The 13599-nt window shown below is 26.9% G+C and carries 12 protein-coding genes; 11 read left to right on the top strand and 1 reads right to left on the bottom strand.

Annotated features, from left to right (window positions below):
* The 10 genes from yqfD (at nt 1) to ppdK (ending at nt 11553) form a co-directional block, all read left to right on the top strand.
* Complete coding sequence (gene yqfD, locus BN346_RS00390; protein WP_051539806.1) at nt 1-1179, top strand: sporulation protein YqfD; 1179 nt, start codon at nt 1-3, stop codon at nt 1177-1179.
* 46 nt (nt 1180-1225) lie between these two features.
* The gene (locus BN346_RS00385) at nt 1226-3346 is read left to right on the top strand and encodes an HD family phosphohydrolase (RefSeq protein ID WP_034438099.1); all 2121 of its coding nucleotides are present in this window, start codon (nt 1226-1228) and stop codon (nt 3344-3346) included.
* Entirely contained in the window at nt 3330-3830 is a 501-nt protein-coding gene (gene ybeY, locus BN346_RS00380; RefSeq protein WP_034438098.1) for an rRNA maturation RNase YbeY, read from the top strand. The genes BN346_RS00385 and ybeY overlap by 17 nt, the downstream gene beginning before the upstream one ends.
* A gap of 122 nt (nt 3831-3952) precedes the next feature.
* Complete coding sequence (locus tag BN346_RS00375; RefSeq protein ID WP_034438097.1) at nt 3953-4651, top strand: diacylglycerol kinase; 699 nt, start codon at nt 3953-3955, stop codon at nt 4649-4651.
* A 222-nt stretch (nt 4652-4873) separates the two neighbouring features.
* A complete protein-coding gene (locus BN346_RS00370; RefSeq protein ID WP_034438095.1) occupies nt 4874-5272 on the top strand; it encodes a cytidine deaminase in 399 nt (132 codons plus the stop codon).
* Nucleotides 5273-5283: 11 nt separating this feature from the next.
* On the top strand, nt 5284-6171 hold the full coding sequence (gene era, locus BN346_RS00365) for a GTPase Era (protein WP_034438094.1): 888 nt from the start codon (nt 5284-5286) through the stop codon (nt 6169-6171).
* Between the two features lie 9 nt (nt 6172-6180).
* Nucleotides 6181-6924, top strand: a complete 744-nt coding sequence (recO, locus tag BN346_RS00360; protein WP_034438093.1) for a DNA repair protein RecO — start codon at nt 6181-6183, stop codon at nt 6922-6924.
* A gap of 82 nt (nt 6925-7006) precedes the next feature.
* Complete coding sequence (locus tag BN346_RS00355) at nt 7007-7597, top strand: DUF4342 domain-containing protein (protein ID WP_034438091.1); 591 nt, start codon at nt 7007-7009, stop codon at nt 7595-7597.
* Between the two features lie 555 nt (nt 7598-8152).
* A complete protein-coding gene (gene ccpN, locus BN346_RS00350) occupies nt 8153-8836 on the top strand; it encodes a transcriptional regulator CcpN (protein ID WP_051539804.1) in 684 nt (227 codons plus the stop codon).
* 80 nt (nt 8837-8916) lie between these two features.
* A complete protein-coding gene (gene ppdK, locus BN346_RS00345; protein ID WP_034438090.1) occupies nt 8917-11553 on the top strand; it encodes a pyruvate, phosphate dikinase in 2637 nt (878 codons plus the stop codon).
* Nucleotides 11554-11721: 168 nt separating this feature from the next.
* On the opposite strand, the gene BN346_RS00340 is transcribed toward ppdK, so the two are convergent.
* Nucleotides 11722-12789, bottom strand: coding sequence for a CotS family spore coat protein (locus BN346_RS00340; protein WP_034438088.1), 1068 nt, complete (start codon nt 12787-12789; stop codon nt 11722-11724).
* Between the two features lie 396 nt (nt 12790-13185).
* On the opposite strand from BN346_RS00340, the gene BN346_RS20300 reads away from it, so the two are divergent.
* Nucleotides 13186-13395 (top strand): hypothetical protein, encoded by a 210-nt coding sequence (locus BN346_RS20300; RefSeq protein ID WP_051539802.1) that lies wholly within the window; start codon nt 13186-13188, stop codon nt 13393-13395.
* Nucleotides 13396-13599: the final 204 nt, after the last annotated feature.

The following is a 13599-nucleotide window of genomic DNA, read 5'->3' as shown; positions in this document are numbered from 1 at the left end:
ATGAAAAAATATAATAAAGGTGTATTATTAGTAGAAGTTGAAACTTTGAAGTCCGAAAAACTTTTAAACTATCTATGGAAGAAAGATATAAAACTTAGAAGAATAAAACGAAATAGTTTAACAAACTACACTATGGAAATAGAGTTTAAAGATTATAATACTTTGCTTGAAGGTGTTAAAAAAGTTGATGGAAAAGTTAAAGTCTTAAATAGAGATGGGATTATGTTTACTATTTTAAAATTGAAAAGAAGGCGTTCATTAATTATAACCTTAGTTATATTTATTGGAGTTATTTATTATTTAAGTAGTTTTATTTGGAGCATTGATGTAGTTACAGAAAATTATATTCCACCTTTTGAAATTAGAGAGATGCTAAAAGATTATGGGATTGAAAAAGGTGTAAATAAAAATAGTTTTGATGTATATAGATTACAAGAAAGAATAATAGATGATAATGATGAAGTGATGTGGGTTAAAGCTAGGATTGAAGGATGTAAATTAAAAGTTGAAATAGTTGAAAGACAAGCTCCACCTAAAATTAAAGAGCCAGAAGTTACTGGAAATGTAATAGCATCAAAAAATGGTGAAGTTCAAAGAATATTTTCTAAAAGTGGAACTGTATTGGTGGAGAGAGGGCAAGTTGTTAAAGAAGGAGATGTTCTTATAAAGGGAGAACAAGGGAAGGAAGGAAAAGAATATATAACAAATGCAGAAGGTGCTGTAATAGCGAAAACTTTTTATGCGGTTAAAAAAGAAGTACCTAAATTAAAAATAGAGAAGAAACGAACAGGAAAGATAGCTAAAAGTTATTATATTGATATTAAAGGAAAAAGAATTTATCTTAAAAATGCCTTAAATACCTTTGAAAAGTATGATAAAATAGAGGATAATAAAGGAATAATAAAAACAGAGATTTATCATGAAGTTTTAGAAGAAGAAAAAGCTACAAATATAAATGATATAGTAGAAGAAATGAAAAGAAGTATTCTTTTGAATTTAAATAAATCTGTAAATGTTTTAGATGTAAAAAAAGATATAAAAGAGCAGGGTGATAAAGTACTTATTGAAGTAGTTATTATAGCAGAAGAAGATATATCTAAGAATCAAACAATAACTGATGAGAATGATATTGATATAGGAAAAGAAGAAACAATAAATAATGAGCAACAAGAAAATTAATATTATTTAAAATTTTCACTAGAGAGAAGAAAGTCGGAGGTATTTTATGGATAAAATACAAAGTAAAAAAAGAAAAAAATTTAATGTATTTAAAATATCTAATAAAATAGTATTTTTAATAGTAACATTAATTATATATCTTATACTTTCTACTTCTATAATAACAAAAACTTATGATTTAAATGTGGGGGATATAGCTAAAGTAGATATAAAGGCTCCTAAAGACATAGAAAATCAACTTGCTACAGAAACTGAAAAAGAGGAAGCTATAAAACATATTCCGGATGTATATAGTTATAATGGAGAAGTAAGTCAAAATGCCATAAAAAATATAGAAGAATTTTTTAAAGATGCAATAGAAGTAAATGGAAAATATGAAAATGTTTCTGCACAAGATACTAAAGCGGAAGAGAGGAAAATAGGAGAGCTTAAGAAAGTATTAAAGATTAGTAACTTATCAGAGGAAAATTATCAAGCGATAGCTAAGACTACAGTTAAAGAACTCGAAGAACTTAGAAGTTTTACAACCAATACTATGACGAAACTATTTGATGAAATGAAAATACATGAAGATAAGCCACAAGACATAGTATTAGCACAAGGAATGATAACAACAATATTTAATAATTCTAGATTTTCTAAAAACCTTAAAGATATAGGAATGAATGTTGGATATTCTCAAGTAAAGCCTAATTATTTTATAGATTATGATAAAACTCAAGAACAAAGAGAAGAAGCTAAAAAGAAGGTAAAACCTGTAATAATAAAGAAGGATCAAATTATTGTTAAAGAAGGGGAACCGATAAATCAAATACAAATAGAAGTTTTAAAAGAACTTGGGTTACTTGATAAAGACAATTCATTGAGGATATATATATATATTGCATTACTTGTTCTTATTCTATCAGTTGTAATTATGCAATGGTATTATTTAAAAAATGTACGAAGTGATATATATGGTGAGAATAATAAAATATTGGTTATAAACACTTTAACGATCATATCATTGATATTAGCAACTACTTTAAACATTATATCGCCATATGCTATACCATTTGCTTGTGTTCCTATACTTATTAGTATCTTAGTAGATAATAGAGCATCAGTAATTATAAATATATTAAACGTTATACTTATGAGTGTAATTGTAAAGTTTAATCCTATAGTAATTATAATTGCACTTTTTAATGCAGTAGCAGTTCCTGTTATGTTAAAAAAAGTTCAGCAAAGAAATGATATATTGCATGTAGCTGCGTATCTTGCTGTATTTAACTTTGTATTCTCGTTGGCATTAGGATATATATTAAGTAATCATATAAGAGGAGTTATTATTCAGGCTGGGTTTACATCTCTAGGAAGTATAATATCAGGAATATTAGCTATAGGCATTTTGCCGGTGCTAGAGAACTCTTTTGATATTGTAACTAATATAAAATTATTAGAGCTTGCAAACCCTAATAGTCCTCTTTTAAAGAGGTTATCACTAGAAGCACCAGGAACGTATAACCATAGTGTTTTAGTAGCTAATTTAGCAGAATTAGGTGCAGAAGAAGTAGGAGCAAATTCAGTTTTGGCAAGAGTAGGTGCATATTATCATGATGTTGGAAAAATAGAAAGAGCATATTATTTTAAAGAAAATCAATTTAGTGGTGAAAACCCACATGATAGAATTTCTCCAAAAGTTAGTTCGCTTATAATTACATCTCATGTAACGGATGGAGTAGAGCTGGCTAAAAAATATGGACTTCCTAAAATTATTAGAGATGTGATTGAACAGCACCATGGAGATTCTTTGGTGAAATACTTTTATATCACTATGAAAAATTCAAGTGAAAATCCAGAAGATGTAAAAGAGGAGGACTTTAAATACAAGGGGATTAAACCATTAAGCAAAGAGGTTGCAATAATAATGCTTGCAGATAGCACAGAAGCGGCAGTTAGGTCTATACAAAACCCAACTAAAGAAAAAATTGAATCTATGGTTGATAATATATTCAAGGGCAAATTAAATGAAAATCAATTAGATAATTGTAACCTAACATTTAAAGATATAAATAAAATAAAGCAAGCATTTTTAAAAGTATTAAGAGGTATATACCATGAAAGAGTGGAATATCCATTAGATAAATTGGAGGCAAAAGAGATAAATAATGATACTGATAGATAATAGACAAGAAAAAATTGAAGTTACAAATGAGTTAGAAGAAAAAATGACAGAGATTATAGGATATACTTTAAAAGAAGAAAAAGTTAATGTTCCTTATGAAGTAAGTATAATTTTTGTTGATAATGATGAAATAAGAAGTATAAACAATGAGCAAAGGGATATAGATAGAGTTACAGATGTACTATCTTTTCCGATGTTAGATTATGAAAAAGATAAATATTTTAAAGATATGTATTCTGATTATAAGTTTGAACCATATGAATTAGATGATGGTAAGTTAGTGCTTGGGGATATGGCGCTTTCGTTAGAAAGGGCTAAGGAACAATGTATTGAGTATGGCCATTCATTTATAAGAGAGGTTATGTATTTAACTGTTCACTCAATGTTGCATCTTTTAGGATATGATCACATGGAAGATGATGAGAAGAAGGTAATGAGAAATCGAGAAGAAGAAATTATGACTAAATTTAATATAACTAGATAAAAATATTAATAAATAATATATAATTACATAACATATATTATAAAATTCATGTTAACTCATAGTTAAGTGTAAATTTAACTATGAGTTAAATTTTAAATTCTATAAAATAGGGTGATATGTTTATGAAAGTAAAAAAGATGTTAGATAGTTTTAATTATGCTATAGAGGGGATAATATATTCGATTAGAACACAGCGAAATATGAGAATACATGTTTTTGCAACATTGATAGTACTTACACTATGCTTTTTTTATGATTTGACCAAAATAGAACTTTTAATAACTACTATAACGATAACCATGGTAATAGTAGCTGAAATGGTAAATACAGCAGTGGAATGTGCTATAGATGCTACTACTAACTATTATCATCCACTTGCTAAAATAGCTAAGAATGTTGCAGCAGGTGCTGTTTTAATAACTGCATTGAATGCTGTGTTAGTTGGGTATATAATTTTTTGGGATAGGTTATTACCTTTTTCGATGAATGTGTTAAATAAGATAAAAAATAGTAGTCCGCATATGATATTTTTAATGCTTATAATTGTTAGTATAGTTACTTTAATAGTTAAAGCTATATTTGGTGAAGGTACACCGCTAAAAGGTGGCATGCCAAGTGGACACAGTGTTATATCATTCTCTATTGCAACAACAATAACTTTAATAAGCAATAATGCAATAGTAATGCTTTTATCATATTTACTAGCTATAATAGTAGCACAAAGTAGAGTAGATGCTGAAATACATTCAATTTTAGAAGTTGTATGTGGGGCATTATTTGGCATATTATTAACACTTATTTTATATAAATTTCTAACATAAAAAAATTATATTTAAAATAAAGATGACTAATTTAGTATTTTGTAATATAATTATATTCCAATGTTCATGGAAAAAATAATTTTATATACGGCATTAATATATAGTGTATATTTGAATTAATTTACATTTATAGTGAGAGTGAAATAAATAATATTAACCATAAATGTTAATTGTCAATTGACATTTGACTTGAGGATAATGGTATATTTAGGAGGAGTAAAAATGCAATATAAAGATATCGTTAAAGAAGCTATAAAAGCTAGAGAAAATGCATATGCACCATACTCTAATTTTAAAGTTGGAGCAGCACTGATAACAGAAGATGGAACAATATATTCAGGATGCAATATCGAAAATGCTTCATATGGAGCATCAAACTGTGCGGAGAGAACAACTATTTTTAAAGCAGTTTCAGAAGGGCATACTAAGATTAAAGCAATTGCAGTTGTTGGAGATATGTCAACATATACATCACCATGTGGTATATGTAGACAAGTAATTGCAGAATTCTTAGAAACTGACGGAAAAATTATAATTGTAAAAAATGAAGAAGATTATATTATAAAAACTTTAGAGGAAATTTTACCAGGAGCTTTTACTAAAGCTGACCTTATAAAATAATGGAGGAAAGAATGTTTAAATCAGGATTTGTAACAATAATAGGTAGACCTAATGTAGGAAAATCTACATTATTAAATTATATAATGGGTGAAAAGGTATCAATAGTTTCAAGTAGACCTCAAACTACTAGAAATAATATACAAACAATAAAAACAACAGAGGATTACCAAGCTATATTTGTAGATACACCAGGAATGCATAAACCAAGACATAAACTAGGTGAATACATGGTGAATGTTGCAAAAGATTCTTTAAAAGAAGTTGATGTTGCTTTATTTATAACAACTCCAGAAGAGGATGAAATAAATAGAGGGGATGCACATATATTAAATCAACTTAAAGAGTGCAACATACCTATATTTTTACTTATAAATAAAATTGATGAAAATTCAGCGGATAAAGTAGCTAAAGCTATTGAAAGATATTCAAAAGAGTTTGAGTTTGCAGAAGTAATTCCTTTAAGTGCGATAAATGGTAAAAATGTAAATACATTATTAGAACTTATAGTAAAAGAACTTCCGGAAGGACCTAAGTATTATCCAGATGATATGATAATGGATAGACAAGAAAGATTTATAGTTACGGAAGCTATAAGAGAAAAAGCATTAAGACTTCTATCAAAAGAAGTGCCACATGGTATAGCTGTAGAAATATTATCAATGAAAAAAGATGAAAGTGGCAAATATCACATAGATGCAAATTTGTTATGTGAAAAAGATTCACATAAAGGTATAATCATAGGTAAAAATGGAACTATGTTAAAGAAGATTTCTACATATGCAAGACAAGATATAGAAAAGTTTTTTGAAACTAAAGTATCACTTAAACTTTGGGTAAAGGTAAAAAAAGACTGGAGAGATAGTCAAATAATGCTTAAAGAATTAGGATATAAAAAATAGAGGTCAAAAGTGAATATAATAACAACTAGAGGAGTTGTGATTAAAACTCAAGATTATAAAGAAAATGATAAATTAGTATGGCTTTTTACTGAAAAGTTAGGCAAGATATCTCTAATAGCAAAAGGGGCTAGAAAAAATAAAAGTAAACTTATGTCGATTACTCTTCCTTTTTGCTATGGAGAGTTCACTTTATATAAGGGCAAAAGTATGTACATATTAAATGAAGGAAAAATAATAGAATCTTTTCAACAGTTTTTAGATGATTTTGACTATCTTATATATGGTACATATTTTAATGAACTTATAGATATAGTTTCAGAAGATGAGGAAAAGCAATTTGAATTATTTAAGGAATTTATTACTTGTTTTTATCTAATGAGGAGTAAAGTGGTTGATTTAGAATTATTATCAAGAGCATTTGAACTTAAAGTGTTAAAATATACAGGATATGAATTAAATTTAAATTATTGTTCAATGTGTAATGAAAAAATGAAAAATTCTAATTACATATCTTTTCAATATTTAGGTGCAATTTGTGATGAATGTGAGAAAAGTTATGGAACAAAAATAACTAATATGGCTTATAATATATTAAAATTTCTTAATAATTCGACCTTAGACAAAGTTAGTAGGGTAAAGGTTAATGAGGTAGCTAGAAAAGAAATTTATAAAATATTAGCTCAAATAATAAGCACTAATTATCAGAGAAGACCTAAAAGTTTGGATATGTTGAAAGAATTTTTTGAAAAATAATTTATTAAATAAATAAAATTTCAAAATGAAGTTTAGTTAGTTATTTAATTTAAAAAACAATCAAAATTGGAGGGGAATATTCATGAAAGAAATAACTTTAGAAGATATAGATATACTTAGAAGTAGATTTGGAATAAGTTATAATGAAGCTAAAGAAATATTAGAAAAATTTGAAGGAAATGTAATAGACGCTCTGATTTATCTCGAAAAAATCGATAATGAGAAAGAAAAAAATACAAATATTAATAAAGATGAAATAATAAATGCTATAAAGAAGATAATAGAAAAAGGAAATGCAACAAGGATAAAAATAAAAAAAGACGATGAAATTATATTAGATATACCGTTAACAGGGGTAATAGCTACAGGTGCGATAACAGCATTATATCCAAAACTTTTGGCTATAATTACAGTCACATGTGCAATTACGGTAGTTGCATCAAAACTTACAATAGAAATAACTAAAGAAGATGGATCAGTTGAAATTATAAATAAAACTATTAAAAAAGGAATGAATACTGCTAAAGAAACTGTGTGTGACTTTGCGGAAGATATAAAAGAAAGTTTAAATGAAATAAAATCCGGAATAAAAAGTAATGTTAGTAGAGAATCAGAAGATGAACATGTTCTTAAATCAAATACTTATTCATATAAAGTAAATTTTGAAAACTAGACATATGTCTAGTTTTATTTAATTTTTTAGAAAAATAGTAAATAAATAATAGTGGTTTGGTGTTTATTTAATACGAAAAAAAGAATTTTAAATTTTAAATTTAATGAATGACACTATAAAATGTCGGAAAAAAATTATGTATAAGTTTTCCTTGAAATAAAAACAAGAATAAAAAAATATCGCAAAAAATACAAATTTCAAATTAATTAATATATCACATAAGCTTTTAAAAATGTTATAAATAACGCGTAAAATAAAAAATGTAATACACTTTTTACTTGATTTTTATTGCGTTTCAAGTTATATTTAAAATGTAAGAAATATGTTATTGAATAATATGAATAGTTAAAATAATTTGAAATTTACAATTCAATGCAACAAAATTTGCATAAGCATATTAAACATGATAAAATAAAGAAGCAAATAGTACTTGCTGACCTTTGAACTTATCGTATATTATGATAAAATTAATACTGTATTTTTATCATCGATATTTATGATTTAAATAATTTTAACTATCCATAGGAAGTAATTTCATATTGTTTTTTATTCAATATGAATGCAAATAGCATTAATAAAAATTTAGATCGAAAGAGGGCGAAGACAATAGAATTTTCAGCAAGACAAGAAGAAATAATAAGACTAGTAAAAGAAAATGGACCAATTACTAGTGAAACATTAGCTGCAAAGTTAGGATTAACACGTTCGGCAATAAGAGCAGACTTATCCATACTTACAATGATTGGGATGTTAGAGGCAAGACCTAAAGTAGGATATATTTACTCAAAAGGAAACTCCGTAGGCTTTAGTAGTGATTATATAAGAAGCATAAAGGTTAAAGATGTTATGTCAAAGCCTATAGTAGTTGCAGAAGAAACTACAGTTTATAATGCTATTTTAGATTTATTCTTAAATGATGTGGGAACTTTATTTATAACTAATAATGATAATTTGGTAGGTGCAGTATCAAGAAAAGATTTTATAAAAACTGCAATGGGGACATCAGATATTCATAAAGTACCAATAGGGATTATAATGACAAGAATGCCCAATATAATATTAATAGAAGAAGAAGATTCAGCTTATGATGCTGCTAAAAAAATAATTGAACATGAGGTAGATTGTTTACCTGTAGTTAAAAAAGAAATAGAAAATGGCAGAGAAGTGTTTAAAATTAGGGGGAAAGTTTCAAAAACTAGTATAACAAATATATTTGTTAAATTGGGTGAAGATAGATAGGAAATATTCTTTGACAGTATATTTCCTGTCTATTTAACTATATATTTCTAAATTATTTTGTTTTAAGGGGTTGTTTAAGAATGGAAGGAAAAAAGTATGTATACCTTTTTAAAGAAGGTAACGGTTCAATGCGAGATTTGCTTGGGGGCAAAGGTGCAAATTTAGCAGAAATGACAAGTATAGGAATACCAGTTCCACAAGGATTTACAGTAACTACAGAAGCATGCAATAAATATTATGATGATAATGAAGTTATATCAGAAGAAGTAGTTAGTGAAATAAAAGAAAAAATGAAGGAATTGGAAAGAAGTACTGGTAAAGTATTTGGAAGTTTAGAAAATCCATTGTTAGTTTCAGTAAGATCTGGTGCTAGAGCATCTATGCCAGGTATGATGGATACAATATTAAATTTGGGATTAAATGATACAACAGTAGAAGTAATGGCTAACAAAACTAATAATCCTAGATTTGCATATGATTCATATAGAAGATTTATTCAAATGTTTGCAGATGTAGTAATGGGAGTAGAAAAAAAACATTTTGAAAATATAATGGATGAGATTAAAAATGCTAAAGGTGTCAAACTAGACACAGAATTGGATGCGGAAGATTTAAAAGAAATAGTTAAAAGATTTAAAGCATTTTATAAAAAGGAAAAAAATCAAGATTTCCCAATGGAACCAGAAGTTCAACTAATAGAATCTATAACAGCAGTGTTTAGATCATGGAATAATCCAAGAGCTATAGTATATAGAAGATTAAATGATATACCTTCAAGTTGGGGTACAGCAGTTAATGTTCAAGAAATGGTATTTGGAAATAAAGGTGAAACATCTGGTACTGGTGTTGGATTTACAAGAAATCCGTCTACTGGGGAAAAGAAAATATTTGCAGAATATTTAATGAATGCTCAAGGTGAGGATGTTGTTGCAGGTATAAGAACTCCATCACCTATAAGTAAATTAAAAGAAGATATGCCTAAAATATATGATGAGTTTATAGAAATAGCTAATAAATTAGAAAGCCATTATAAAGATATGCAAGATATGGAATTTACTATAGAAGAAGGTAAATTATATTTCTTACAAACTAGAAATGGTAAAAGAACTGCACAAGCAGCTTTGAAAATTGCTGTTGATTTAGTTGAAGAAGGAATGATAACTAAGAAAGAAGCAGTTTTAAAGGTTGAACCTAGACAATTAGATACTTTATTACATCCAAATTTTGATATAAAAGATTTAAAAAAATCTGAACCAATTACAAAAGGATTGCCAGCATCACCAGGAGCTGCTTGTGGAAAAGTATATTTTACAGCAGAAGATGCAAAGATAGCTCATGAAGAAAGAGGAGAAAAAGTTGTACTTGTTAGACTAGAAACTTCTCCAGAAGATATAGAAGGAATGATAGCGGCAGAAGGTATCTTAACAGTAAGAGGAGGAATGACTTCACATGCAGCAGTTGTGGCAAGGGGAATGGGAACTTGTTGCGTAGCAGGATGTGGAGATATTCAAGTTCATGAAGAAGAAAAGACATTTAAGGTAAATAATGTTTTATATAAAGAAGGAGATTACATCTCTATAGATGGTAGCACAGGAAATGTTTATGCAGGTCAAATAAATACAGTTGAGCCAGAGATAAGTGGATATTTTGGAACACTTATGGGTTGGGCTGATGAAATAAGAGTTCTTAAAGTAAGAACAAATGCAGATACACCAAGAGATACTGAACAAGCTATTAAATTTGGTGCAGAAGGTATAGGACTTTGCAGAACTGAACATATGTTCTTTGACACAGATAGAATAATGGCAGTTAGGGAAATGATAGTTGCTAACACTGAAGAAGAAAGAAGAAAAGCATTAGAGAAAATACTTCCTATGCAAAAACAAGACTTTATAAAGATTTATGAAGAATTAGAAGAAAAACCAGCAACTATAAGATTTTTAGATCCACCACTACATGAATTCTTACCATCAGCAGAAGATGATATAGAAGAACTTGCAAAAGATCTAAATATAACTGTTGAAAATTTAAAAGATACAATAGCACATTTACATGAATTTAATCCTATGATGGGACATAGAGGATGTAGACTTGCAGTATCATATCCTGAAATAGCAGAAATGCAAACAAGAGCAGTTATAGAAGCTGCAATAGATGTTAAAATGAGAAAAGGATATAATATAATTCCAGAAATAATGATTCCTTTAGTTGGGGAAGTTAAGGAGTTATCATATATAAAGAATGTAGTAAATAAGGTTGCTGATGAAATTATTAAAAATAGTGGAATAGAACTTAAATATCTTGTAGGTACAATGATAGAAATTCCAAGAGCTGCAATAACAGCAGATGAAATTGCTAAAGAAGCTGAATTCTTCTCATTTGGAACTAATGATTTAACACAAATGACATTTGGTTTTTCTAGAGATGATGCTGGAAACTTCTTAAAACACTATTATGATAAGAGAATTTATGAATTTGACCCATTCCAAAAATTAGATCAAGATGGAGTAGGCAAGCTTGTAAAATTAGCAGCAGAACTTGGTCGTAAAGAAAGACCAACAATAAAATTAGGAATTTGTGGAGAACATGGCGGAGATCCATCTTCAGTAGAATTCTGTCATAGAGTAGGATTAAACTATGTATCATGTTCACCATTTAGAGTGCCATTAGCAAGACTTGCAGCAGCACAAGCACAAATTAAAAATCCACGTAAATAAAATATTTAAAATAAAAGGCATCATTGAAGATGCCTTTATTTTTGCGTAAATTTATATTAATTCATCACTCTTACTTCTTACTTGATTTCCAATATAAATATAGTAAGAAATTGTAATAGAGTTAGTATCATTTGATAAAAATATTACTTTGAATTTGAACTTGTTTCCCTATAGAATAGTATCAAATTTATATTCTATATAGTTCTTAAATTTTAACGCAAAACTATATTGTTTTTCAGATAAAGAAACAGATTTTTTTAATAGCATAATAAATGACTTTTTATTACACTTGTTTATATTAGCATAATAATCTCTAGAAATTTTCCAGTATTTTTGCGGAAAAGTTAAATATGAAAGTAAATATTTGTAGTCGTCTAAATTTAAAGAATTTGATTTTTCGTATTCATCTAAAAAATGTAAAGTAAGTGGTAAACTCCATTCATTTTTTTCTTTTCTTAATAATCGTCGCAAACAATAACCTATATCCAATGAACAAAAATCTATTTTGCATTTATCAAAGTCTATAACCCAAACATTATCTTCTTTATCCAAAATTAAATTTTTACTTACATAGTCATTATGACACATAGAGGTAGAAAGGTTATTTTCATTTATAGTTGATGCTATTTTGTTAGAAAATGAAGCTAACTTTATATTTATATCAAAATTTTTTAGATACAATTTAGAAAAATTATCTTTATATTTATAAGCATAATTAGAGTAAAGTAAGAGATTATTGAAATGCTTATTTATAGAAGTATAAAACTTTGAACAACCAATTCTATTGGTACAACCATGTATAGGTTCAAAGTTTGCTGAAGACTTATGGATTTCACCTAGTGTCTTTCCACATAAAATAACTTCATATTGAGAATTAAAGTCGCATTTTTCACCGTTTACCCAAGGGGTAAGAATAAAAAGCATATTATTATATATAACAAATCGTCCATGATTTTTGGTGGATAGAATCCTAGGAACATTTATTTTATGTCTATAAAGCCATTCAGTTGCAGAATAAATAAATAGTAAATCCTCAATAGGATAATAAACTTTTTTAAGACAATATGTATTATCCTTATCACTTATCATGTAAACAGCTCTTTGTTTTTCTGTATCTTTAAATTTGATTTGTTTTACATCACAGTTTTCCAAGTTGTAATTAGTGAGAACATATTTTTTTATATTATCTTCATTTAAGAACTCTAAATTGTTTTTAGAATTTACAACTTTACTCATCAGAACACTCCTTAATAAAAGATTACATTATAAACATATTAATAAAAAAACATTAATATACATGAATATAAAAAAATAAAGTAAATATATTATTAAATAAATTTTTGGCATTTTGGAATTAATAGTATTTAAATAAATATATATAAAAATAGAGGTTTTTATAGTACAACAGTAGAATAAATGATATTATAGGTTTTTAGGTATAATTAGTTTAATATAAAAGAAAAACTATAAAAAATGAGAAAATAGTTTTACATTAATGTGAAAACTATTCGAAGATATAAATAAAAGTAGTATAAAAACTATAGTTAAAGTATTAGTTTTTTATGATGAGTAAGTAGAAGTAATATAATTTTATTATTAAATACCAGTGAAAAGGATATAGTTGAATTAGATTTGACATATGAAGTATTAGATGGCATACTTTATCACAGTGGATTTAATTTAAATTCAAAAAAATCTTTTACATTAGAAGGACAAGTTATAAAATATGCATATAAAATTGCATATACAAATCATGATATAGATGATTTTATTAGAGCTAAATTATTAGCTAAAAATGACATTCCAAGTAGTATAATTAAAAATTTAGGGCAAAATTATTAATGAAAGAATTAATATATTTGTTGAAATTGCATTTTAGATGAAGTTAAAAATAAAATAGTAATAAAAGTAGTAGAGTTTTTTTCATAGACACAAGATGCGTTAGAAGAACTTATAAATTTTATGTTTAAAAAAACATATAAAGGAGATATTTTAAAAGTAGAAAGAAAAAAGGCAAAATTTGTTTTTAAAATTATAAATGATTAT

This window comes from Clostridium ihumii AP5 (genome assembly GCF_000612845.1).
Taxonomy (GTDB): Bacteria; Bacillota; Clostridia; order Clostridiales; family Clostridiaceae; genus Clostridium_J; species Clostridium_J ihumii.
This window is presented reverse-complemented; position numbering and strand designations above follow the sequence as displayed.